General features: G+C 61.1%; 25 protein-coding genes. 8 read left to right on the top strand and 17 right to left on the bottom strand.

The window, feature by feature from the left end; genetic code table 11:
• Positions 1 to 58 precede the first annotated feature (58 nt).
• Together recJ and ACXX81_RS03125 are read right to left on the bottom strand one after the other, a co-directional pair.
• Positions 59 to 1768 carry a single-stranded-DNA-specific exonuclease RecJ gene (gene recJ, locus ACXX81_RS03130; protein ID WP_458571194.1) on the bottom strand — a complete coding sequence of 570 codons (1710 nt, stop codon included), beginning with the start codon at positions 1766 to 1768 and terminating at the stop codon, positions 59 to 61.
• Between the two features lie 58 nt (positions 1769 to 1826).
• A complete protein-coding gene (locus tag ACXX81_RS03125) occupies positions 1827 to 2369 on the bottom strand; it encodes a YaeQ family protein (RefSeq protein WP_003238901.1) in 543 nt (180 codons plus the stop codon).
• Positions 2370 to 2521: 152 nt separating this feature from the next.
• On the opposite strand from ACXX81_RS03125, the gene ACXX81_RS03120 reads away from it, so the two are divergent.
• Positions 2522 to 3721, top strand: coding sequence for a CaiB/BaiF CoA transferase family protein (locus tag ACXX81_RS03120; RefSeq protein ID WP_209984420.1), 1200 nt, complete (start codon positions 2522 to 2524; stop codon positions 3719 to 3721).
• A gap of 179 nt (positions 3722 to 3900) precedes the next feature.
• On the opposite strand, the gene ACXX81_RS03115 is transcribed toward ACXX81_RS03120, so the two are convergent.
• Positions 3901 to 4185, bottom strand: coding sequence for a DUF3509 domain-containing protein (locus ACXX81_RS03115; protein ID WP_209984422.1), 285 nt, complete (start codon positions 4183 to 4185; stop codon positions 3901 to 3903).
• Positions 4186 to 4484: 299 nt separating this feature from the next.
• Here ACXX81_RS03115 and ACXX81_RS03110 point away from each other — a divergent pair, with 299 nt between their 5' ends.
• Both ACXX81_RS03110 and ACXX81_RS03105 read left to right on the top strand, forming a co-directional pair.
• Positions 4485 to 4706 (top strand): hypothetical protein, encoded by a 222-nt coding sequence (locus tag ACXX81_RS03110; protein WP_322214435.1) that lies wholly within the window; start codon positions 4485 to 4487, stop codon positions 4704 to 4706.
• 64 nt (positions 4707 to 4770) lie between these two features.
• Positions 4771 to 4992, top strand: a complete 222-nt coding sequence (locus tag ACXX81_RS03105; protein WP_015372877.1) for a hypothetical protein — start codon at positions 4771 to 4773, stop codon at positions 4990 to 4992.
• Positions 4993 to 5076: 84 nt separating this feature from the next.
• Here ACXX81_RS03105 and thrC read toward each other — a convergent pair whose 3' ends face one another.
• From thrC to ffh, 9 genes are all read right to left on the bottom strand, one after another.
• Positions 5077 to 6486 carry a threonine synthase gene (gene thrC / locus ACXX81_RS03100; RefSeq protein WP_458571193.1) on the bottom strand — a complete coding sequence of 470 codons (1410 nt, stop codon included), beginning with the start codon at positions 6484 to 6486 and terminating at the stop codon, positions 5077 to 5079.
• Positions 6487 to 6553: 67 nt separating this feature from the next.
• Positions 6554 to 7858 carry a homoserine dehydrogenase gene (locus ACXX81_RS03095; protein ID WP_458571192.1) on the bottom strand — a complete coding sequence of 435 codons (1305 nt, stop codon included), beginning with the start codon at positions 7856 to 7858 and terminating at the stop codon, positions 6554 to 6556.
• Positions 7859 to 7987: 129 nt separating this feature from the next.
• Complete coding sequence (locus tag ACXX81_RS03090; RefSeq protein WP_458571191.1) at positions 7988 to 8719, bottom strand: thioredoxin fold domain-containing protein; 732 nt, start codon at positions 8717 to 8719, stop codon at positions 7988 to 7990.
• 141 nt (positions 8720 to 8860) lie between these two features.
• Positions 8861 to 9757, bottom strand: a complete 897-nt coding sequence (xerD, locus tag ACXX81_RS03085; RefSeq protein WP_209984434.1) for a site-specific tyrosine recombinase XerD — start codon at positions 9755 to 9757, stop codon at positions 8861 to 8863.
• A 200-nt stretch (positions 9758 to 9957) separates the two neighbouring features.
• Positions 9958 to 10308, bottom strand: coding sequence for a 50S ribosomal protein L19 (gene rplS / locus ACXX81_RS03080; RefSeq protein WP_003175895.1), 351 nt, complete (start codon positions 10306 to 10308; stop codon positions 9958 to 9960).
• Positions 10309 to 10351: 43 nt separating this feature from the next.
• On the bottom strand, positions 10352 to 11125 hold the full coding sequence (gene trmD / locus ACXX81_RS03075) for a tRNA (guanosine(37)-N1)-methyltransferase TrmD (protein ID WP_209984441.1): 774 nt from the start codon (positions 11123 to 11125) through the stop codon (positions 10352 to 10354).
• Positions 11107 to 11643, bottom strand: a complete 537-nt coding sequence (rimM, locus tag ACXX81_RS03070) for a ribosome maturation factor RimM (protein ID WP_458571190.1) — start codon at positions 11641 to 11643, stop codon at positions 11107 to 11109. The genes trmD and rimM overlap by 19 nt, the downstream gene beginning before the upstream one ends.
• Positions 11644 to 11648: 5 nt before the next feature.
• Positions 11649 to 11900, bottom strand: a complete 252-nt coding sequence (gene rpsP / locus ACXX81_RS03065) for a 30S ribosomal protein S16 (protein WP_003238923.1) — start codon at positions 11898 to 11900, stop codon at positions 11649 to 11651.
• A gap of 251 nt (positions 11901 to 12151) precedes the next feature.
• Entirely contained in the window at positions 12152 to 13528 is a 1377-nt protein-coding gene (ffh, locus tag ACXX81_RS03060; RefSeq protein ID WP_003193965.1) for a signal recognition particle protein, read from the bottom strand.
• 234 nt (positions 13529 to 13762) lie between these two features.
• Here ffh and ACXX81_RS03055 point away from each other — a divergent pair, with 234 nt between their 5' ends.
• The 3 genes from ACXX81_RS03055 to ACXX81_RS03045 all read left to right on the top strand — a co-directional run bounded on the left by ACXX81_RS03055 (position 13763) and on the right by ACXX81_RS03045 (position 17289).
• Entirely contained in the window at positions 13763 to 14575 is an 813-nt protein-coding gene (locus tag ACXX81_RS03055; protein ID WP_373460566.1) for a cytochrome C assembly family protein, read from the top strand.
• 12 nt (positions 14576 to 14587) lie between these two features.
• Positions 14588 to 15826, top strand: a complete 1239-nt coding sequence (locus ACXX81_RS03050) for a transporter associated domain-containing protein (RefSeq protein WP_209984447.1) — start codon at positions 14588 to 14590, stop codon at positions 15824 to 15826.
• Positions 15827 to 15978: 152 nt separating this feature from the next.
• Positions 15979 to 17289, top strand: coding sequence for an MFS transporter (locus tag ACXX81_RS03045; protein ID WP_209984450.1), 1311 nt, complete (start codon positions 15979 to 15981; stop codon positions 17287 to 17289).
• A gap of 104 nt (positions 17290 to 17393) precedes the next feature.
• Here ACXX81_RS03045 and purT read toward each other — a convergent pair whose 3' ends face one another.
• From purT to ACXX81_RS03020, 5 genes are all read right to left on the bottom strand, one after another.
• The gene (purT, locus tag ACXX81_RS03040) at positions 17394 to 18575 is read right to left on the bottom strand and encodes a formate-dependent phosphoribosylglycinamide formyltransferase (protein WP_209984453.1); all 1182 of its coding nucleotides are present in this window, start codon (positions 18573 to 18575) and stop codon (positions 17394 to 17396) included.
• A gap of 69 nt (positions 18576 to 18644) precedes the next feature.
• Positions 18645 to 19112 carry a preQ0 transporter gene (locus tag ACXX81_RS03035; RefSeq protein ID WP_209984456.1) on the bottom strand — a complete coding sequence of 156 codons (468 nt, stop codon included), beginning with the start codon at positions 19110 to 19112 and terminating at the stop codon, positions 18645 to 18647.
• 139 nt (positions 19113 to 19251) lie between these two features.
• On the bottom strand, positions 19252 to 19467 hold the full coding sequence (locus tag ACXX81_RS03030) for a DUF1289 domain-containing protein (protein ID WP_209984459.1): 216 nt from the start codon (positions 19465 to 19467) through the stop codon (positions 19252 to 19254).
• Positions 19464 to 19988 (bottom strand): gamma carbonic anhydrase family protein, encoded by a 525-nt coding sequence (locus tag ACXX81_RS03025; protein WP_231423218.1) that lies wholly within the window; start codon positions 19986 to 19988, stop codon positions 19464 to 19466. Before ACXX81_RS03025 ends, ACXX81_RS03030 begins: the two co-directional genes overlap by 4 nt.
• A 35-nt stretch (positions 19989 to 20023) precedes the next feature.
• Complete coding sequence (locus tag ACXX81_RS03020; RefSeq protein WP_057007247.1) at positions 20024 to 20626, bottom strand: CoA pyrophosphatase; 603 nt, start codon at positions 20624 to 20626, stop codon at positions 20024 to 20026.
• 147 nt (positions 20627 to 20773) lie between these two features.
• Between ACXX81_RS03020 and ACXX81_RS03015 the strand changes: the two genes are divergently transcribed.
• Positions 20774 to 21325 (top strand): NUDIX hydrolase, encoded by a 552-nt coding sequence (locus ACXX81_RS03015; RefSeq protein WP_209984465.1) that lies wholly within the window; start codon positions 20774 to 20776, stop codon positions 21323 to 21325.
• Positions 21326 to 21349: 24 nt separating this feature from the next.
• The gene (locus ACXX81_RS03010; protein WP_209984468.1) at positions 21350 to 21853 is read left to right on the top strand and encodes a L,D-transpeptidase family protein; all 504 of its coding nucleotides are present in this window, start codon (positions 21350 to 21352) and stop codon (positions 21851 to 21853) included.
• Positions 21854 to 21965: the final 112 nt, after the last annotated feature.

Below are 21965 nucleotides of genomic sequence, written 5' to 3'. Positions count from 1 at the left end.
GGGTTTATGTGGGAGGGGGCTTACTCCCTCCCACATGTGTTTATGGTGAGGCTGAAATTTATCGCGGTTCGATGTGGGCAATCATCAACTGCACGGTTTCATTGCCACGAAACTCGTTCACATCCAGCTTGTAGGCCAACTCCACCCAACGCACCGTCGGGTTCGGCCAGACCTCACGGTCCACCCCAAATGCAATGCCGTCGAGCTTCACCGAGCCGCATTCGCTCTTGAGCACCACCTTCAGGTGCCGCTCGCCCACCACGCGCTGTTCCACCAACTGGAACACACCATGGAACACCGGCTCGGGAAAGTGCTGCCCCCATGGCCCGGCATGACGCAGCGCGCGGGCCAGTTCCAGGTGAAATTCTTCCACGGCCAGGGTGCCGTCGGTCAGCAGGCGACCGGTGAGGTCTTCTTCGCGCAGTTGCCGACGCACTTCGGCATCGAACGCCTGGGCAAACAACGGGAAGTTCGCCTCGGGCAATGTCAGCCCCGCCGCCATGGCGTGGCCGCCGTATTTGGCGATCAGGTTGGGATGCTGGCTGGCAACCACGGCCAACGCGTCACGGATATGAAAGCCCTGCACCGAACGGCCCGAGCCCTTGAGCAAGCCATCGCCCGCATCGGCGAACGCGATGGTCGGGCGAAAATAGCGCTCCTTCATGCGCGAGGCCAGGATGCCGATCACGCCCTGGTGCCACTCCGGGTCGAACAGGCACAAACCGTAGGGCATCGACTCCACCGGCAGGTCCTTGAGCTGGGCCAGGGCCTCGCGCTGCATGCCTTGCTCGATGGACTTGCGGTCCTGGTTCATGCCGTCCAGTTGCGCGGCCATTTCCCGGGCGGCGGCAATGTCGGTGGTGAGCAGGCATTCAATGCCCAGGCTCATGTCGTCCAGGCGACCGGCAGCGTTGAGCCGTGGGCCGAGGATAAACCCCAGGTCGGTGGAGGTGATGCGCGCCGCGTCGCGCTTGGCCACTTCCAGGATCGCCTTGATCCCCGGCCGGGCGCGACCGGCGCGAATGCGTTCCAGGCCCTGATGCACCAGGATGCGGTTGTTGGCATCCAGCGGCACCACGTCGGCGACGCTGCCCAGGGCCACCAGGTCGAGCAGATCACCGATGTTCGGCTGCGGCTTGTCCGTGTACCAACCCAGGTCGCGCAAGCGCGCACGCAGGGCCATGAGCACATAGAAGATCACGCCGACGCCCGCCAGGGCCTTGCTGGGAAATTCACAGCCCGGCTGGTTCGGGTTGACGATCGCGTCGGCCGCCGGCAGTTCGTCACCCGGCAAGTGGTGGTCGGTGACCAGCACCTTGAGCCCGGCCGCCTTTGCCGCCGCCACGCCTTCGACGCTGGAAATGCCGTTGTCCACGGTGATCAGCAACTGCGGCTCACGCTGCAGCGCCACGGCGACGATTTCCGGGGTCAGGCCGTAGCCATACTCGAAACGGTTGGGCACCAGGTAATCCACATGGGCCGCGCCGAGCAAGCGCAGGCCCAGGGTGCCTACGGTGCTGGCAGTGGCGCCATCGGCATCGAAGTCACCGACGATCAGGATGCGCTGGCGCTGCTCCAGGGCGACCACCAGCAAGTCCACCGCCGCGTCGATGCCCTTGAGCCGCTGATAGGGAATCAACTGCTTGAGGCTTTTATCCAGCTCGACCTCGGAGCGTACCCCGCGCGCAGCGTAAAGGCGGGTCAACAGCGGTGGCAGATCACCGAGAAACGGCAAGACAGCGGGCAACGGACGGGGATCGATACGCATGGGACGGGATGGGATCTCTATGGGGGGATTTTAGCTTCAAGCTTGCGGCTGCAACTCTTCAACCGCGCTCGCCAACCAGCCACTGCAATTGCACTTCATGCTGACCACGGTCGTCGGTGACAAAAATGGTGCCTTCACTGATCATCACGTCCCATTTGATCACCCGTGGCATGTCCTTGGCCAACACCTCCAGGATTTCCTGGGGCACGGCGGCGATGTGCACGTTCTTCAGGTTATTGGCCACCGGGACCACCTTGCCTTCCCACACACGCAGGCTGCCGTAGGCCAGCAGGCTGGTGCGTTCGGTTCGGCGCGAGCACCAGGTCAGACGGTCGGCATCCGGCTGGCCGACTTCGATCCAGTGCAACACACGGTCATCCAGGCTTTTTTCCCACAGGGCGGGCTCGTCCACATCCGACAGGCCGCGCCCGAACGCCAGTTGCTCGTTGTACCAGAGGGCGTAGGCCAGCAGGCGTACGGTCATGCGCTCTTCGGTTTCCGAAGGGTGGCGGGCGATGGTCTGTTTGACGCTCTCGTACACCGAACGATCAAGGTCGGTGAGGTTGAGTTCGAATTTGTAGGTCGTGGACGGCTGGGCCATGAACGGGCTTCTAGAGACAGGGAAAGGCGGCCAGTCTAACCGATGGAGCGCTCATTCAACGAATCCTGCGCTGCATCATCCTTATCCCTGAGCGGCGCGCCTATGTTAAAAGCATCACATCCCCTCCCCGCCCAGCGCAGACAAGGATCATTATGTCGTTTAATGCCAAGCCGCTTGCCGGCCTCAAAGTCATCGAACTCGGCACCCTCATCGCCGGCCCGTTTGCTTCGCGCATCTGCGCCGAGTTCGGTGCCGAAGTGATCAAGGTCGAGTCACCGGACGGCGGCGACCCGCTGCGCAAATGGCGCAAGCTGTATGAAGGCACTTCGCTGTGGTGGTTCGTGCAGGCGCGCAACAAGAAGTCGCTGACGCTGAACCTCAAGCATCCCGATGGCCTGGCGATTCTCAAGCAGTTGCTGGCAGACGCCGACATCCTGATCGAAAACTTCCGCCCCGGCGTGCTGGAAAAGCTCGGCCTGGGCTGGGAAACCCTGCATGCGTTGAACCCGAAACTGGTGATGGTGCGCCTGTCGGGCTTTGGCCAGACCGGCCCGATGAAAGACCAGCCAGGGTTCGGCGCGGTGGGCGAGTCGATGGGCGGGCTGCGCTATATCACCGGCTTCGAGGACCGCCCGCCGGTGCGCACGGGCATCTCCATCGGCGATTCGATTGCCGCACTGTGGGCGGTGATCGGCGCATTGATGGCGCTGCGTCATCGTGAGGTCAATGGCGGGCTGGGCCAGGTGGTGGATGTGGCGCTGTATGAAGCCATCTTCGCCATGATGGAAAGCATGATCCCGGAATTCGACGTATTCGGGTTTATCCGCGAGCGCACCGGCAACATCATGCCCGGTATAACACCGTCCTCGATCCACACCAGCGCCGACGGCAAGCACGTGCAGATCGGCGCCAACGGCGACGCGATTTTCAAGCGTTTCATGTCGGCCATCGGCCGTGAAGACCTGGCGAACGATCCGCAACTGGCCAGCAATGACGGGCGTGACAGCCGTCGCGATGAGCTGTACGGCGTGATTGATCGTTGGGTCAATTCCCTGCCGCTGGAGCAGGTGGTGGAGCAGTTGAACAAGGCCGACGTACCCGCCAGCCGAATCTACAGTGCCGAAGACATGCTCGGCGATCCGCAGTTTCTCGCGCGGGAGATGTTCCTCAAGGCCCAATTGCCGGGCGGCAAGGACTTCAAGATGCCGGGCATCGTGCCCAAGCTTTCGGACACGCCGGGCAGCTGCGAATGGGTCGGGCCGCAATTGGGCGAGCACAATGGCGTGTTGCTGACCGAGTTGGGCTATGACGCGGCGGCGATTGTTCGCCTGCGCGAACAAGGCGCGATCTGACGCCGTGACAAATCGCGGGCAAAAAGAAACCCCGAAGCGTGGGGAGACACTTCAGGGTTAAACGTGGCCTTACAATGACCAGTACAACAAGCCACAAACACCGGAGCACAATGTTTGCTCTTGCTGTTACAAAATCTGACCGAGCATGCTGTGGGAAGTTTCCATCAATAAACAATTCTTCATGCCAGCACGGCGCCACGTGTCTGGGCCGCGCTGCGCAGGGCTGCGATGACCGAGGGCTCCAGGCGCCCTTCGGCAATCTTGATGTCGCGCAGCAGGCAATCCACCACATCCACCAGCAAACGTTTATCCATCAATTGCACCTGGTCGACTTCACGCTCGACCACGATGGCGCCGGCAGGATTCTTCACGGTCACCAGGCTCTCGCCCTGCACACCAGAGGTGGTCAGCGTAACCTGATAAGGGCTCAGTGCTTCGTCGAGCAATAGGCTGATACTTTCCATCTCGATCACCACTCAATAGTTCGGGAACAATCGTCTTAACGGGTGCTGCATCTATCCTAAGTGACTGGTTCTGACGTAGGAAAGTTCGCTTTTTCGTCTTTCAACGGTTGCAGGGGGATGACGAGACCAGCATGCGCTCGCAACATGACAAGTAAAAAACGGCGGCATATACCTGCTTACGCAATGGGCTGCTGTTTTGGGGTTTGCCGGGCGTTGAGGCTGCAGGTGAATCCTATACTCGGTGAGCGCTGCACGACTGAGCGCATGTCAAAAGGCCCTGATTGCGAAGGATGATTACGATGGTGGAACCCAATGAACAGCAGAACTCAACAGACAGAATGCATGCGGAGGTGTCACGCATTTTTGCCGAGATTGCCCGGATGAACGCGGAGCAGAACAAACTCAACAAGGAATCCTTGAAGATAACCTGTGAGACGTTCTGGTACCCAGTGGCTATCGCGACGGGCTTTTACGCCGCTGTTGGCACGGTAATAGTGGTGGCACAGAAACTATTCTCGTGACGCTGATGTTTTTGCCGGGCAAAAGAGCGCATGTCAAAGGCCCCTGTTGCGAAGGATGATTACGATGGTTGAAAACAAAGAGGAGCAGGCAACAATGGAGAGGATGCATGCCGATGTAAGGCGTATCTACGCCGAGATATCACGCATGCAGGCAGAGCGAGACAAGCTCAAGTCCGAGTCACTGAAGATTACCTGTGAAACGTTCTGGTACCCCATGGGGGTGGCGATGGCCGTAGTGGCAACCATCGCTTCAATCACCGGAGTGGCAATCAAACTGCTTATGTAATCAGGACGCTGCCGGGCCTGCCACATACAAAAACGCCGCTGCCCCAGGGATGGGAAAGCGGCGTTTCGATTCTCGCGGGATGCCTTACAAAGGCGTGCCTCGATTGCCATGCTGGCTGACAAACGCCTGCACTGCCTTCAGGTCATTGGCGAGCACTGTGCAGCGCTCTTCACGCTCAAACAGGTCGGCCATGTGCTTGGGCAACTCCAGCGCCTTGCCAACGCCGGCCTTCTCCACCGCTTCCGGGAATTTGACCGGGTGCGCGGTGCCGAGGATCACCATCGGAATATCCAGGCTGCGACGGCATTCGCGCGCTGCCTTTACGCCGATGGCAGTGTGCGGGTCGAGCAGTTCACCGGTCCGGGCATAGACTTCAGCGATGGTTTCGCAGGTTTGCGCGTCGTCCACGGCCAGGGAATCGAACAGCTTGCGGGTTTCGGTCCAGCGCTCCTGCTCGACGCTGAAACCGCCACCGCTCTTGAAGTTGCTCATCAGGTCGGCAATAGCAGCTCCGTTGCGACCGTGCATATCGAACAGCAGGCGCTCGAAGTTCGACGAGACCATGATGTCCATCGACGGTGACAGCGTGGCGTGCAGGGTTTCCTTCACATACCCGTTGCCGCTCATGAAGCGGTGCAGGATGTCGTTGCGGTTGGTGGCGACGATCAACTGGTTGATCGGCAGGCCCATGTTGCGCGCCAGATAGCCGGCGAAGATGTCGCCGAAATTGCCGGTCGGCACCGAGAACGACACCGAACGCGCCGGCCCGCCCAGCTGCAGCGAGGCATGGAAGTAGTAGACGATCTGGGCCATGATCCGCGCCCAGTTGATCGAGTTCACCGCCACCAGACGCGTACCCTTGAGGAAACTCTGGTCAGCAAAGCTGTTCTTGACCATTTCCTGGCAGTCATCGAAGTTGCCTTCGATGGCGATGTTGTGGATGTTCTCGCCAAAAATCGTGGTCATCTGCCGACGCTGCACTTCCGATACACGCTGATGCGGGTGCAGGATGAAAATGTCGACGTTCTCGCAGTGCTTGCAGCCTTCGATGGCCGCCGAACCGGTGTCACCGGAGGTGGCGCCCATGATCACCACGCGCTCGCCGCGCTTTGCCAGCACGTAATCAAGCAGACGACCCAACAGTTGCAGGGCAAAGTCCTTGAACGCCAGGGTCGGACCGTGGAACAGCTCAAGCACCCACTCGTTGCCGTCCAATTGGCGCAACGGTGCGATGGCACTGTGGGAAAACACGCCGTAGGTTTCTTCCAGGATCTTCTTGAAGTCCGCATCCGGGATGCTACCGGTGACGAACGGGCGCATCACCCGGAACGCCAGCTCGTGGTATGGCAAGCCCACCCACGAAGCGATTTCTTCCTGGGTGAAACGTGGCAGGTTTTCCGGCACGTACAGGCCGCCGTCGGTGGCGAGGCCTGTCAGTAAAACGTCTTCGAAGTTCAGGGCCGGTGCCTGGCCGCGGGTGCTGATATAACGCATGACTGGCTCCTCTACAACATTCTCGAACAGAGGCCGCCGTGCTCACGGGGCCCCTGGAACAGATCGGTTAATTCAAGTGTTCGACACGAATCCGTACCACCGGCCCCACCACGCCTTGCAGGGCTTCCATGGCGGTGATGGCTTCGTTGATATGCCGTTCGAGCACACGGTGGGTCAGCAGGATCATCGGTACCTGGCCGTTCTGCTCCTCGACTTCCTTCTGCATGATCGACTCGATGTTGATCCCGCGCTCCGACAGGATGCTGGCGACCTGGGCCAACACGCCCGGATGATCCTGGGCCTGGATACGCAGATAGTAGGCACTTTCGCACGCCTCGATCGGCAGGATCGGATGGGCCGACAGCGAGTCCGGCTGGAAGGCCAGGTGCGGCACGCGGTTTTCCGGGTCGCTGGTCATGGCGCGAACCACATCCACCAGGTCGGCGATCACCGACGAAGCGGTCGGCTCCATGCCAGCACCGGCGCCGTAGAACAGGGTGGAGCCAGCAGCGTCGCCGTTGACCATCACGGCGTTCATCACGCCGTTGACGTTGGCGATCAGGCGATCAGCCGGGATCAGCGTCGGGTGTACACGCAACTCGATACCTGCCGGGGTGCTGCGCGCCACGCCAAGGTGCTTGATGCGGTAGCCCAGGGCCTCGGCGTAATTCACGTCGGCGGTGGTCAATTGGGTGATGCCTTCGGTGTAGGCCTTGTCGAACTGCAGCGGGATACCAAAGGCGATGGAGGCCAGGATGGTCAGCTTGTGGGCAGCGTCGATGCCTTCCACGTCGAAGGTAGGGTCGGCTTCGGCGTAACCCAGGGCCTGGGCTTCGGCGAGCACGTCTTCAAAGGTACGGCCCTTCTCGCGCATCTCGGTAAGGATGAAGTTACCGGTGCCATTGATGATGCCCGCCACCCAGTTGATGCGGTTGGCGGACAGGCCCTCACGGATCGCCTTGATCACCGGAATGCCACCGGCCACGGCGGCTTCGAACGCTACGATCACGCCCTTCTCCCGCGCCCTGGCGAAGATTTCGTTGCCGTGCACGGCAATCAGCGCCTTGTTGGCGGTGACCACGTGCTTGCCGTTTTCGATGGCTTTGAGCACCAGCTCGCGGGCCACGGTGTAGCCGCCCACCAGCTCGATGACGATATCGATTTCAGGGTTGCTGGCCACGGCGAAGACATCGTTGGTCATCGCAATACCGGTCGTTTGGAACTGAGGCTTTGGCGAACGCGTGGCAATCTGCGCCACTTCAATCCCGCGACCTGCACGGCGGGAAATTTCCTCAGCATTGCGCTGAAGTACGTTGAAGGTACCGCCACCGACGGTCCCTAACCCACAGATGCCTACTTTGACCGGTTTCACTGAAGAACTCCCCATGAAACGGCCGACGCTAGGTCGGCCGTGGAAAACAGCCGCACAACTGCGGCTTTCAATTAGTGGCCCGCAGGTTTGGCGGCGAGCCCTGATCGTCGAAGCATCGACGATGCTGGTTTATTTGGCATTCAAAGCCAGTTTGGCAACTTGTGGTGCCGGCTGGTAGCCAGGAATCACCTGACCGTCAGCCAAAACGATGGCCGGTGTACCGTTCACGCCGATGGACTGACCGAGGGCAAACTGCCTGGAAACCGGGTTGGCGCATTTGGCGGCCTTGATTTCCTTGCCATCGACCATATTGTCCATGGCAGCTTTCTTGTCGGCCGAGCACCATACCGCCTGCAACTGCTCGTCACCCGGCGAACCCAGGCCCTGACGCGGGAAGGCGACGTAACGCACTTCCACACCCAGCTTGTTCAGCGCCGGCACTTCGGCGTGCAGCTTGTGGCAGTAAGGGCAGGTGGTATCGGTGAACACGGTGATGTGGGTCTTGGTCTCGCCGATCGCCGGGTACACGACGGTCTCAGCCACCGGAATGCCGTTGATCAACCTGGACACGCCCAGGCGTTCGGCTTTCTCGGTCAGGTTGACCGGTTTGCCGTCCTTGAGCTGGAACAGGTAGCCCTGGACGACGTACTGGCCGTCGGCACTGGCGTACAGCACGCGACTGCCCTTGAGCTTGACTTCATACAGGCCGGCCATGGGGCTGGCGCCGATGCTTTCGATGGGTGTGTCGAGCTGCAGGTTGGCCAGGCTCTTGCGAATGGCCTGCTCGGCGGCGTCATCGGCGAAGGCAACGCTGGAAACCAACGCAATGGCTGCGGCGGCAATAATCTGGATCAAGCGCATGGAAACTCCTGAGGGGCAGATGCAGGGACGGTACAGTTATGCCGATTGGAAACTCGGGGGTGGACCGTCGCCTTTGCTAACCGGCAAAGCCTACCACAGTTGGGCCGCAGGGCAGCCCGTGGCGGCATAAATTGGGCGTTTTCAGCCCCTCGGGTGGTGCCTGGCATGCATATCCTGCAGGCGTGCCCGCGCAACGTGGGTGTAGATCTGGGTGGTGGACAAGTCGCTGTGGCCGAGCAGCATTTGCACCACCCTTAAATCGGCGCCGTGATTGAGCAAGTGGGTAGCAAAAGCATGGCGCAAGGTGTGCGGCGACAGGGCCTTGCCGATCCCGGCGACTTTGGCCTGGTGCTTGATCCGATGCCAGAAGGTCTGTCGCGTCATCTGCTCACCGCGCTGGCTGGGGAACAGCACATCGCTGGGACGCCCGCCGAGCAGTTCATGGCGCGCATCGCGCATGTAGCGCTCCACCCACACAATCGCCTCCTCGCCCATGGGCACCAGCCGCTCCTTGCTGCCCTTGCCCATTACCCGCAACACGCCCTGGCGCAGGTTGACCTGCTCCAGGGTCAGGCTGATCAACTCGGTCACCCGCAGGCCGCACGCGTAGAGCACCTCCAGCATGGCCCGGTCACGCTGGCCGATGGCTTCGCTCAGGTCGGGGGCGGCGAGCAAAGCGTCGACGTCGGCCTCCGACAGCGATTTGGGCAATGGCCTGCCCAGTTGCGGCATGTCGATCTGCAGGGTCGGGTCGAGGGCGATGAGCTTTTCCCGCAGCAAATAACGGTAAAAGCCACGCACGCCCGAGAGAAATCGTGCGGTGGAACGCGGCTTGTAATGCTGCTCCAGGCGCCAGGCGAGGTGATCGAGAATCAGCTCGCGACCAGCGTTGATCAGTTCGAGTTGCTTTTCCTGCAGCCAGCCGTTGAACAAGGCCAGGTCGCTGCGGTAGGCCTGGCGAGTGTTGTCCGACAGGCCTTTTTCCAGCCAGAGGGCGTCGAGGAAGCGGTCGATCAGAGGGTGGTCGATGGCGGGCATGGGGGCTCAGGCTGGTGGCGGTGGTGTCGGGTAGATCCTATCGCAGGCAAGCCAGCTCCCACACTTGAATATGTTTACACATCAACATGTGGGCGCTGGCTTGCCCGCGATAGCTGCAACTCGGCTTTGGGCCAGTCAACAAATCCCGCGCACAAAAAAGCAGCCCGAAGGCTGCTTTTTTCTGCATCGGAACGCTGGACTTAAGCCAGTTTTTCCTTGATGCGAGCTGCTTTACCGGACAGGTCACGCAGGTAGTACAGCTTGGCTTTACGTACGTCACCGCGACGCTTGACGGCCATGCTGTCGATCTGCGGGCTGTAGGTCTGGAAAGTACGCTCTACGCCAACACCGTTGGAGATTTTACGAACAGTGAAAGCACTGTTCACACCACGGTTACGCTTGGCGATTACCACGCCTTCGAACGCTTGCAGACGCGAACGGTCGCCTTCCTTCACTTTCACCTGAACGACAATGGTGTCGCCCGGGGCAAAGGTAGGGATCTCTTTGGTCATCTGCTCTGCTTCGAGTGCAAGGATGATTTTGTTAGTCATGCTGTGCTCCTAAGGTAAGTCAATGGACCTACCATCGATACGTTTAACTATCGTCCCGCGCGAGGATGTATTCCTCGAGCAGCTTCTTCTCTTCTCCAGAAAGCGAGCGGCTATCCAGAAGATCGGCGCGTCGTTCATAGGTCCTACCAAGGGACTGCTGTAAACGCCAACGCCGGATGTGTGCGTGATTGCCACTTAGCAACACGTCGGGAACACGCTGATCCGCATACACCTCCGGGCGGGTGTAGTGCGGGCAATCCAGCAAACCATCCGTGAAGGAATCTTCCTCCGCGGAGTCCGCATGCCCTAAAGCTCCAGGCAGCAGCCGTGTAACCGCATCTATCAGGACCATCGCCGGCAGCTCACCGCCAGACAGGACATAGTCCCCAATCGACCACTCTTCATCGACATGAGCGTCAATAAAACGCTCGTCAATGCCTTCATAGCGACCGGCAATCAGGATCAATGCTTCCTCATTCGCCAGTTCGCGGACCCCAGCCTGTTTCAGCTGACGGCCTTGAGGGGACAGGTAAATTACCTTCGCCTTCTCCCCTGCAGCTGCCTTGGCCTGAACCAGTGCGTCTTCCAGGGGCTTGATCTTCATCACCATGCCCGGGCCACCGCCAAATGGGCGGTCGTCCACAGTGTGATGCCGATCCGTCGTGTAGTCTCGCGGGTTCCAACAGGTGAGCTGCAACAGCCCCTGTTTCACCGCCCGACTGGTGATGCCGTACTCGCTGATGGCGGAAAACATCTCGGGAAACAAACTGATCACTTCAATGCGCAAATTAGCCACGCCTAGAAGTCCGCATCCCATTCCACCTTCATCTCGTCTGCGGCAAGGTCGACGGCCAACACGCAGTGCCCGGTATAGGGCAACAGCCGTTCGCGATCATCCAGGCTGCCAGCGCAAGGCTTGACCACCATTACATCATTGGCGCCGGTTTCCAGAAGATGATCGATTTTCCCGAGCAATTGCCCCAGTTGATCAATAACCTTCAGACCTTCCAGCTGGTACCAGTAGTACTCGCCGTCGGTCAATTCAGGGAACAGGTTGCGCGGCACGCAGATCTCATAACCGGCCAGAAGACGAGCTTCTTCACGATCATCAAGACCCTTGAGCTTTGCGACCAGGAACTTGTCGCTCCCGCGTCCACTGACCAGCTCGACCTGTTTCACACTACCTTCGCGCTTGAGCGTCCAGGTCTTGTACTGCAACAGGTTTTCAGTCGGATCAGTAAAGGAATACACCTTCACTTCGCCGCGAACGCCATGAACAGAGTAAATCTTGCCGATAACGATCAAATCATCAGCAACAGTTGGCGTCGCGTTCATATTGCTCAGGCTGCGGCCTTGGCCGAGTCCTTCAACAACTTTGCAACGCGCTCGGATGGCTGTGCACCCACGCTCAGCCAGTAGGCTACGCGCTCTTGGTTCACGGACAGACGAACTTCTTGACCACGAGCGATCGGGTTGAAGAAACCAACCTGTTCCTTGTGCGAACCGTCGCGCGGGTTGCGGCTGTCGGTTACGGTCAAGTGGTAAAACGGGCGCTTTTTGGAGCCGCCAAGGGCAAGACGGATTGTTAGCATGTGAACATCGTTCCTGTAGTCGGTGCTGCAAATCTAAATGCACAGCGGGCATAGGTGCCCGAAAGGCCGCATATTCTAAGGAATATCCGGACTTTTGCAAATGTCTTTTTCCGGCGCCTGCCCGCGTGCCATTCAGATCTGCTATAGAGCCGTCGTTAAAAACGGCGAGTCAGCCCCCGCCAACGGCGGGTTTGCTGGAGATCCCACATCCCTGTGGGTCGGAGCGCACGCTGTGCCTGCGCTCGAATACTTTACATTTTCGGCATGCCGCCGCCGGGCAACATACCGCCCATGCCGCGCATCATCTTGGCCATTCCGCCCTTGGCGGAGAATTTCTTCATCATCTTCTGCATCTGCTTGTGCTGCTTGATCAAGCGACCGATGTCCTGCACCTGAGTGCCGGAGCCCATGGCGATCCGACGCTTGCGCGAACCGCTGATCAGCTCAGGGTCGCGGCGCTCGGCCGGGGTCATGGAATTGATGATGGCTTCCATCTGCTTGAACTGCTTCTCTGCCGCGCCCTGGGCATTGCCCATCTGCGCCAGGTTCACACCGCCGATGTTCGGCAGCTTGTCCATCAGGCCACCGAGGCCGCCCATGTTCTTCATCTGCTGCAGCTGGTCGCGGAAGTCTTCGAGGTCGAAGCCCTTGCCCTTCTTCAGCTTTTTGGCCAGCTTGTCGGCCTTGTCCTTGTCGAGGGTGGCTTCGGCCTGCTCGATCAGGCTGAGCACGTCGCCCATGCCGAGGATGCGCGAAGCGATACGCTCAGGGTGGAACGGCTCGAGCGCTTCGCTCTTCTCGCCCATACCGATGAACTTGATCGGCTTGCCGGTGATGGCACGCACCGACAGCGCGGCACCGCCACGGGCATCGCCGTCGACCTTGGTCAGGATCACGCCGGTCAGCGGCAGCGCGTCGCCGAAGGCCTTGGCGGTGTTGGCCGCATCCTGGCCGGTCATGGCGTCGACCACGAACAGCGTCTCGACCGGATTGATCGCGGCATGCAGCGCCTTGATCTCGCCCATCATCTCTTCGTCGATGTGCAGGCGACCGGCGGTGTCGACGATGACCACGTCGATGAACTTCAGTTTGGCTTCTTTAATAGCTGCGTTGGCAATGTCGACCGGCTTCTGGCTCAGGTCCGACGGGAAGAAGGTCACGCCCACTTCGCCCGCGAGCATTTCCAGCTGCTTGATGGCGGCCGGACGGTAAACGTCAGCCGACACCACCATTACCGACTTCTTCTTGCGCTCTTTAAGAAAGCGCGCCAGTTTGCCGGCCGTGGTGGTTTTACCCGCGCCCTGCAGACCGGCCATCAGCACGACGGCCGGCGGCACGGCGCTGAGGTTCAGGTCTTCGTTGGCGGCGCCCATCAGGCTTTCGAGTTCGGCCTGGACGATCTTCACGAACGCCTGGCCCGGGGTCAGGCTGCGCGACACCTCAGTGCCGACCGCACGCTCCTTGACCGAGTTGACGAAGTCCTTGACCACCGGCAGGGCGACGTCGGCTTCCAGCAACGCCATGCGCACTTCGCGCAGGGTGTCTTTAATATTGTCCTCGGTCAGCTTGGCCTTGCCGGTAACGTGGCGCAGCGTCTGCGAGAGACGGTCAGTCAGGTTTTCAAACATGCGCGATCCTTTCAGGCCCCATTCATCGAAATGCTTTGGTAGACCGAGGTAATGACGGCCCAGGCTGTGGTAAATCGCTATTAAAAACAGCGCTCGGCGAGCCTGCGGCGTGGGCAGGTCGCGGATTATAGCGAAGACTGCGCCCATGCACACCCGCTGTCTGGCCCGGGAGTCTTTCGTGCAACGTCTGTGTATGCCAAACTCAGCGCCTTTCGGGCTTTCCTTTCAGGATTTATGCTTCCCTTGTCACCCAGTTTGCTACCCAGCCTCGCCGCCGCCATCCTGTATGCCGCTGCGACCCTCTACCAGGGCACCCGCCTGGCCAAATGCGTCAAGGCCGACAAACGCCTGCTCGCAGGCCTTGGCGGCCTCGCCCTGGTGGCGCACGTCGCCAGCCTGTTTACCCACCTGATGACGCCGATCGGCCTGGGCCTGGATTTTTTCAGCGCCGCCAGCCTGATCGCGGCGGCCGTGATCGGCCTGACGCTGATCGCCTGCACGCGCATCCCGGTGGAAAACCTGCTGGTGCTGCTCTTCCCGCTGGGCGTGCTCACGGTGCTACTGGCGCAGTTCGCCCCCACCGGCACGGTGCAGGTGATCGATGAAGAGCCGGGCATCCTGTCGCATATCCTGCTGTCGATCCTCGCCTACGGCATGTTCACCATCGCGGTGTTCCAGGCCCTGCTCCTGCTGCTGCAGGACCACCAGCTCAAACATAAACACCCTTCTGGCCTGATCAAGAACTTCCCGCCGCTGCAAACCATGGAAAGCTTGCTGTTCGGGTTTCTGTGGGCCGGCTGGACGCTCCTGTCGCTGTCGCTGATTTCCGGCTGGCTGTTCGTCGAGAACCTGTTTGCCCAGCACCTGGTGCACAAAACCCTGCTGGCGTGCCTGGCCTGGGTGGTGTTCAGCGTGCTGCTGTGGGGCCGCAACCGCCTCGGCTGGCGCGGGCACAAGGCAATCCGCTGGACCCTGGCCGGTTTCTGCCTGCTGATGCTGGCCTATTTCGGCAGCAAGCTGGTTCGCGAATACATCCTGCATATCTGACGGGCAGCACACATGGACAACTTGCCCCTGGGGCCGATGCTCGCGGTAATCGCCCTGCTGGTGTTATGGGCGGCGCTGTTTACCGCCATCGAAGCCGCCCAGCAGCACCTGCTGGCCCTGCGTCCCGGCACGCGCCAGGGTGACAAGGCGGCCGCACGCCTGAACTTCCCGCGCAACAGCCTGATCCTGTGCAACACCCTGTGCCGGGGCGTGGTGGTGATTCTCTGCACCCTGCTGGCGATTTATGCGTGGGCGCAAAACGGCCCCTGGCTGGGCTGGGCGATCTCCAGCGCCCTGCTGCTGGTGCTGGCCGACTACCTGCCCCGCGCCCTGGCCACCCGCCACCCTCAGGCGGTGCTGGGGTTTGGCAATGTGCTGCTGGGCCTGCCGTTGAAACTCCTCTACCCCCTGGCCTGGCTGCTCAATGCCTTGAGCTTGCTGCTATTGCGCCCGTTTGCGCGCAAACCCGGCGTGGTGAAACACAGCGATGACCCACTGCCCGATCATGACGACGAGCCGCAAGCCGACACCGATGAAGACCGCACGCCTGGCATGCCCGGTATCCATGCGCTGGACAACATCACGGTGAATGACATCCTGGTGCCGCGCAGTGAAGTGGACGGCATCAACCTGGATGATTCGATCGACGAGATCATCGAGCAACTGCGCAATACCCTGCGCACCCGACTGCCGGTGTTTCACAGCGACATCAACCAGGTCGAAGCCGTGCTCAATACCCGGCAGATCCAGCACCTGCTGCCCGATGCCCGCCTCACCAAAGACGGCTTGCTGAGCGCCTGCCACGAACCCTACTTCGTCCCGGAAAGCACGCCACTGCAACTCCAGTTGCTGAACTTCCACAAACAACAGCGGCGTCTGGGCATGGTGGTGGATGAGTACGGCGAAGTGATGGGCATCGTCACCCTGGAAGATATCCTCGAAGAAATTGTCGGCGAGTTCGAGAACGAGCAAAGCTCGGACAACCCGCATATCGAGGCCCAGACCGATGGCCGCTACATCATCGACGGCGCCGCCTCGATCCGCGACCTGAACAAGAGCCTGACCTGGCACCTGCCCAGCGACGGCCCCAAGACCCTCAACGGCCTGGTGACCGAAGCACTGGAGACCATTCCGGATTGCGCGGTGTGCCTGAAGATCGGCCGGTACCGCCTGGAGATCCTCGAGACCGAGGACAACCGGGTCAGCAAGGTGCTGATCTGGCACACCAGCCGCGTGCCTGTCGCGATCTGACAAAACACAGCTCACCCTGTGGGAGGCCTGCCCCCTCCCGCACTGGATTTGCGGTAGCTGATGCCACGCTGTTGTTCCTATAATCCCCGCGAGCCCCGCCCACCCAGTCCTATGGGTGTTCGACCAATAACAACGACCGCCAGGGATACCTCATGACCACCACGTATAGCGAGGCAGCGCCTGCCGCCCCGAGCAATTCGACCGCACGGGTTGCCACCGCAAGCATCGTCGGCACCGCCATCGAGTTCTACGACTTCTACATCTACGCCACCGCAGCTGCACTGGTGATCGGTCCGGTGTTCTTCCCGCAGACCTCCGGCACCGCACAGATGCTCGCGTCGTTCCTGACCTTCGGCATCGCCTTTATCGCCCGCCCATTGGGCTCGGCGCTGTTCGGCCACTTCGGTGACCGCATTGGCCGCAAGTCCACGCTGGTCGCGTCGCTGCTGCTGATGGGCGTATGCACCACGCTGATCGGCTTGCTGCCCGGTTACGACAGCATCGGTGCCTGGGCGCCGATTCTGCTGTGCGTGCTGCGCTTCGGCCAGGGCCTGGGCCTTGGCGGGGAATGGGGCGGCGCGGCGTTGCTGGCCACCGAGAACGCTCCCAAGGGCAAGCGCGCCTGGTTTGGCATGTTCCCGCAACTGGGTCCGTCCATCGGCTTCCTGGCGGCCAACGGTCTGTTCCTGATTCTGGCGATGAGCCTGAACGACGAGCAGTTCCGCAGCTGGGGCTGGCGCATTCCATTCATCCTCAGCGCGGTGCTGGTGATGGTCGGCCTGTACGCCCGCCTGAAGCTGCATGAAACCCCGGTGTTCGCCAATGCCGTCGCCAAACAGGCGCCGGTGAAAGTGCCCCTGGTGGAACTGTTCAGCCAACATTGGCTGCCGGTGCTGCTGGGCGCTGCGTCGATGGTGGTGTGCTATGCGCTGTTCTATATCACCACGGCGTTTTCCCTGAGCTACGGGGTGTCGACACTGGGCTACAGCCGCGAAACCTTCCTCGGCCTGCTGTGCTTTGCGGTGCTGTTCATGGGGCTGGCGACACCGCTGGCGGCGCTGGCCAGTGATCGCTACGGGCGCAAGCCGGTGCTGATCGTCGGCGCGATCCTGACGATGCTGTCGGGCTTCACCATGGAACCGCTGCTGACCCAGGGTTCGACCTGGGGGGTCGCCTTGTTTCTGGCCCTGGAGCTGTTCCTGATGGGGGTGACGTTCGCCCCGATGGGCGCGCTGCTGCCGGAGCTGTTCCCGACCCGCGTGCGTTATACCGGCGCTTCGGCTGCGTATAACCTGGGTGGCATCGTGGGGGCTTCAGCGGCGCCGTTCTTCGCGACCAAGCTGGTGGCGATGGGCGGGCTGAGTTATGTGGGCGGGTATGTGTCGGCGGCGGCGCTGATCAGCTTGATTGCGGTGCTGTGCCTGAAAGAGACGCGGGATAACGACTTGAACAAGGTGGCCTGATAGAGCGCTATCGGGAGCAAGCCCCCTCCCACATTTGATCGTGGTTCACAGGGTTGGATGTGTGAATACATTCAAATGTGGGAGGGGGCTTGCTCCCGATGCTTTTAGAGCTCTACAACAACAGCCTTCGAAGCACGGGTCGCCTTGGCTCGGGCCGCTTCAATCGACTCATCCCGCGCCAACGCCACACCCATGCGGCGCTGGCCATTCACCTCCGGCTTGCCAAACAACCGCAATGCCGTGTCCGGCTCGCTCAACGCGGCACCGAGGTTGGCAAATGCGGTCTGCGTCGATTGCCCTTCCACCAGAATCACCGCCGACGCCGACGGGCCGAACTGACGAATCAACGGAATCGGCAGGCCAAGAATGGCGCGCGCGTGCAGGGCAAACTGCGACAGGTCCTGGGAAATCAGGGTCACCAGGCCAGTGTCATGGGGGCGCGGCGACACTTCGCTGAACCACACCTGATCGCCCTTGATGAACAACTCCACACCAAACAGACCGCGACCGCCCAGGGCCTCGGTCACCGCTTTGGCAACGCGCTCGGATTCGGCCAGGGCCACCGGGCTCATGGCCTGGGGCTGCCAGGATTCCTGATAGTCGCCCTTCTCCTGACGATGACCGACCGGCGCGCAGAACGTGGTACCGCCGATGTGGCGCACGGTCAGCAGGGTGATTTCGTAGTCGAAGTCGATAAAGCCCTCGATGATCACGCGGCCCTTGCCGGCACGCCCGCCTTCCTGCGCGTAATCCCACGCCTGGCGCACATCCTCGGCGCTGCGCAACAGGCTCTGGCCCTTGCCCGACGAACTCATCACCGGCTTGACCACACACGGGAAGCCCAGGTCCTGCACGGCCTTGCTGTAGTCTTCGAAGGTATCGGCAAAGTGATACGGCGAGGTCGGCAGGTCCAGTTCTTCGGCAGCCAGGCGACGGATGCCTTCACGGTTCATGGTCAGCGAGGTGGCACGCGCGGTCGGGATCACGGTGAAGCCTTCGGCTTCCAGCTCGACCAGGGTGGCGGTGGCGATGGCTTCGATTTCCGGCACGATGAAGTGCGGTTTTTCCGCCTCGATCACCGCGCGCAGGGCGGCGCCGTCGAGCATGTTGATCACGTGACTGCGATGCGCCACCTGCATGGCCGGCGCGTTGGCGTAGCGATCCACGGCAATCACTTCAACGCCCAGGCGTTGCAGCTCGATCACCACTTCCTTGCCCAGCTCACCGCAGCCACACAGCATTACGCGGGTCGCGGTCGGCGACAATGGAGTTCCGATTCGGGTCATCTCAGGTCCTCAGGGGAGCGGATCATGGGGAGAAAGGCCGGCATTTTACATGAACTGTAAAAATTGGCCTCAGTTGGCGACAGCCCGTTTACGCAGACGCCAGGCCATGATCAACCACACCACCGTGACGCCGGCGAATTTCGACACCAGCGCCGTACCTGCAACGGCCGGGGTCAGCGCGCCGATCAGACCGAAGAAGATAAAGGTATCCAGAGGAATGCTCAGCGCCGAACTGATCCACAGGCGGTCATGCAACGGCCGCTGGGTGATGCTGAACACCAGCCAGTCGATGCATTCGGACACTGCGAACGCCGTGGCGCTGGCCAGCGCGATGGACGGGTCGGAGGTGATGTAGGACAGCACCAGCGCGGCCAGCATGGCAATGATCGCACCGTGGCCGAAGCGGGTTTGCACCATGTCGCGCAGGATGAACACCAGTCCGCCCCAGGCGGACCAGATGACGTCCAGGTGCGGGGCGGTGGAGAAGGCGAAGTTGATCAGCACGACGCTGCCGATGTAGGCGATCAGGAAGAGCATGGGGTAGAGCCTGTGGGTAATTAGGTTGTCAGAGAAGGCCTCATCGGGAGCAAGCCCCCTCCCACATTTGATCGGGTTCACCCAGTTGGATGTGTGAATACATTCAAATTGGGAGGGGCTTGCTCCCGATGGCGGTGGTTCAGGCGCCGGACTTGCCCGGCATCATAAACACCAACCCACCGGCCACCGCCCGCTCATGACACAACCCCAACACCACCCGGCGCTCGGCATTGTCCATGCGACTCCAGCGCGTAATCTCGGCCACCGTGCGCTGGCAGCCGGTACAGATATCGTCATCATCCAATGCACAGATGCTCACACACGGCGAGGCGACAGGACGTTCAGCCGGGTTCATGCCTGCTGCTCGGCCAGGTCGCGCGCATACCGCTGGGCGTTATGCACATAGTGCGCGGCGCTGGCTTCGAGCATGCGCTTCTGCGCCTCGGTCAGCTCACGCACCACCTTGCCCGGCGAGCCCATTACCAGCGAGCCGTCGGGAATTTCCTTGCCCTCACCGATCAGCGAATTGGCGCCGATGATGCAGTGCTTGCCAATTCTGGCACCATTGAGAACCACCGCGTTAATGCCGATCAGGCTGTAATCGTCGACGCTGCAGCCGTGCAGCATGGCGTTATGGCCGATGGTCACGCCGGTGCCCAGGGTCAGCGGGTAGCCCATGTCGGTGTGCATCACGCTGCCATCCTGCACATTGCTGTTCCTGCCGATCAGGATCAGTTCATTGTCGCCCCGCAACACCGCGTTGAACCAGACGTTGGCGCCCTCCTCCAGCTTGACCTTGCCCACGAGTGTGGCATTGGGTGCCACCCAGCTGTCAGGGTGGGTCTCGACGCGGGCGTCGCCCAGGCGGTATTTCATGGTGTGTCCTCGCGGCTTGCCATTCAGGTGATGGCTTAAATATTGATGAAGCTCTTGGGCGGCTGGTGCAGGCTGATCCTGGCGTCGTCATACAGCAGGTTGATCAGCTCGACGATCATGATGGCGGTCAGTCCCCAGATCTTGTACTCGCCAAAGCGGTAGCTAGGCACGTACCAACTGCGGCCCTGATAATCGATGCGATGGGTGTGCTCGCGCGGGTCCTGACGGAAAAAATCCAGCGGCACGCTGAAAACAGCGGCAATTTCGGCGTCGTTGGCCAGGTACTCGACGTAATCGGGAACCACCCCCACGTAAGGCGTAACGCGAATGCCATGCAGGGAAATCAGCGGGCTCAAGGGGCCGATCACTTCCACCAGGCCCGGCGGCAGGCCGATTTCCTCTTCGGCTTCGCGCAGCGCGGTGAAGATCAGGTCCGGGTCTTCGGGGTCACGGCGCCCGCCGGGAAACGCGACTTCGCCGCCATGGGTCGACAGCCCGCTGGCGCGCAGGGTCAGGATCAGCTCGGGTTCGTCGCTGCGGGTAATGGGCACCAGCACCGCGGCCTCGGGGAACCGCCCGTCGGTCTCCAGCGTGTGCGGCGTGTGATTGCTTACCCGGCGAAGTAGCTCGTCCAGCATGAGTCATCTCGGTCTGTTGGCTACCTTGCATCATGCACCAAAGCGTGCGGGCGCCCAACCCCAAAACCGCAGGCGTGTCGTTAAACGACAACTTGCAGGAACGCCCGGCACCAAGCCAAGATGCACGCAATCTCCAGGAACCCGAGCATGAACTTCTGCAGCCAGTGCGGTAAACCGGTCACCCAACGCATCCCCGATGGCGACGCGCACCTGCGTTATGTGTGCGATCACTGCCACACCATCCACTATCAGAACCCCAATATCGTGGCCGGCACCCTGCCGGTCTGGGGCGACAAAGTGCTGCTGTGCCGCCGCGCCATCGAGCCGCGCCTGGGTTACTGGACCCTGCCCGCAGGCTTCATGGAAAACGGCGAGACGGTGGAACAGGCCGCCGTGCGCGAAACCTTCGAGGAAGCCTGCGCGCGCATCCGCAACCTGCAGATCTATACCCTGATCGACGTGCCGCATATCAGCCAGGTGCATATTTTCTACCGCGCAGAACTCGTCGACCTGGACTTTGCCGCCGGTATCGAAAGCCTTGAGGTGAAGCTGTTCGACGAGGCCGATATCCCTTGGTCCGAACTGGCTTTCCGCACGGTGGGGCGTACCCTGGAATGCTTTTTTGCCGACCGTCGGCAACAGGCTTTCCCCGTGCGCAGCGAAGCGGTACCGCCCATGTCCAACACCGCCCGGTCCTGATCCGGCCCCCAGGAAATCGTGTCAATGCGTTGGTTGCTCGCTCTGCTCTGCCTGTCGTTCGCCTCGCTGTCATCGGCGTCCACCCTGGAAACCCTGGGCGGCAAACCGGTGGAGAAGGTCCTGGTGCTCAAGTCTGCCCACCAATTGCAGTTGATCAACGACGGCAAGCCCCTCAAGACCTACCGCATCTCCCTGGGCAAGAACCCCAAGGGCCACAAGCTGATCGAGGGCGACCGCCGTACACCGGAAGGTTTTTACTGGCTCGACTGGCGCAAGGTCAGCGACCGCTACAACCTGGCCATGCACATTTCCTACCCCAATATCAGCGACGCCGCCCGCGCCCGCCGCGAAGGCGTGAAGCCCGGCAGCATGATCATGATCCACGGCACGCCTGACACCGCAGACTACCCGGAGCAGTGGTTCCACACCCTGGACTGGACCGATGGCTGCATCGGCATGCGCAACGTCGACATGCGCGAGGTCTGGAACCTGGTCAAGGACGGCACCCTGATCGAGATCCGGCCCTGATCTTCAATCGCTCGTAAAATAATTCGAAATATTTTCCCGCCCCTGACAGCGCCTGCCGGTGAATACCAGTTCACCGCGCGGGCTTGCGTCGTTCTGCGCGCCATCAAGACCT

The sequence above is a fragment of the Pseudomonas sp. GNP013 genome, from assembly GCF_054343995.1.
This window is presented reverse-complemented; position numbering and strand designations above follow the sequence as displayed.

Coding starts and splice junctions, on each gene's coding strand:
- recJ (WP_458571194.1), bottom strand. CDS start 1,768: ATGCGTATCGATCCCCGTCCGTTGCCCGCTGTCTTGCCGTTTCTCGGT.
- ACXX81_RS03035 (WP_209984456.1), bottom strand. CDS start 19,112: ATGCTCTTCCTGATCGCCTACATCGGCAGCGTCGTGCTGATCAACTTC.
- rpsP (WP_003238923.1), bottom strand. CDS start 11,900: ATGCTAACAATCCGTCTTGCCCTTGGCGGCTCCAAAAAGCGCCCGTTT.
- ACXX81_RS03055 (WP_373460566.1), top strand. CDS start 13,763: ATGCTTCCCTTGTCACCCAGTTTGCTACCCAGCCTCGCCGCCGCCATC.
- ACXX81_RS03090 (WP_458571191.1), bottom strand. CDS start 8,719: ATGCGCTTGATCCAGATTATTGCCGCCGCAGCCATTGCGTTGGTTTCC.
- ACXX81_RS03020 (WP_057007247.1), bottom strand. CDS start 20,626: ATGCTGGACGAGCTACTTCGCCGGGTAAGCAATCACACGCCGCACACG.
- ACXX81_RS03030 (WP_209984459.1), bottom strand. CDS start 19,467: ATGAACCCGGCTGAACGTCCTGTCGCCTCGCCGTGTGTGAGCATCTGT.
- ACXX81_RS03045 (WP_209984450.1), top strand. CDS start 15,979: ATGACCACCACGTATAGCGAGGCAGCGCCTGCCGCCCCGAGCAATTCG.
- ACXX81_RS03050 (WP_209984447.1), top strand. CDS start 14,588: ATGGACAACTTGCCCCTGGGGCCGATGCTCGCGGTAATCGCCCTGCTG.
- thrC (WP_458571193.1), bottom strand. CDS start 6,486: ATGCGTTATATCAGCACCCGCGGCCAGGCACCGGCCCTGAACTTCGAA.
- ACXX81_RS03120 (WP_209984420.1), top strand. CDS start 2,522: ATGTCGTTTAATGCCAAGCCGCTTGCCGGCCTCAAAGTCATCGAACTC.
- ACXX81_RS03010 (WP_209984468.1), top strand. CDS start 21,350: ATGCGTTGGTTGCTCGCTCTGCTCTGCCTGTCGTTCGCCTCGCTGTCA.
- ffh (WP_003193965.1), bottom strand. CDS start 13,528: ATGTTTGAAAACCTGACTGACCGTCTCTCGCAGACGCTGCGCCACGTT.
- ACXX81_RS03015 (WP_209984465.1), top strand. CDS start 20,774: ATGAACTTCTGCAGCCAGTGCGGTAAACCGGTCACCCAACGCATCCCC.
- xerD (WP_209984434.1), bottom strand. CDS start 9,757: ATGCCCGCCATCGACCACCCTCTGATCGACCGCTTCCTCGACGCCCTC.
- ACXX81_RS03125 (WP_003238901.1), bottom strand. CDS start 2,369: ATGGCCCAGCCGTCCACGACCTACAAATTCGAACTCAACCTCACCGAC.
- trmD (WP_209984441.1), bottom strand. CDS start 11,125: ATGGGATGCGGACTTCTAGGCGTGGCTAATTTGCGCATTGAAGTGATC.
- ACXX81_RS03115 (WP_209984422.1), bottom strand. CDS start 4,185: ATGGAAAGTATCAGCCTATTGCTCGACGAAGCACTGAGCCCTTATCAG.
- rplS (WP_003175895.1), bottom strand. CDS start 10,308: ATGACTAACAAAATCATCCTTGCACTCGAAGCAGAGCAGATGACCAAA.
- purT (WP_209984453.1), bottom strand. CDS start 18,575: ATGACCCGAATCGGAACTCCATTGTCGCCGACCGCGACCCGCGTAATG.
- ACXX81_RS03110 (WP_322214435.1), top strand. CDS start 4,485: ATGGTGGAACCCAATGAACAGCAGAACTCAACAGACAGAATGCATGCG.
- ACXX81_RS03105 (WP_015372877.1), top strand. CDS start 4,771: ATGGTTGAAAACAAAGAGGAGCAGGCAACAATGGAGAGGATGCATGCC.
- rimM (WP_458571190.1), bottom strand. CDS start 11,643: ATGAACGCGACGCCAACTGTTGCTGATGATTTGATCGTTATCGGCAAG.
- ACXX81_RS03025 (WP_231423218.1), bottom strand. CDS start 19,988: ATGAAATACCGCCTGGGCGACGCCCGCGTCGAGACCCACCCTGACAGC.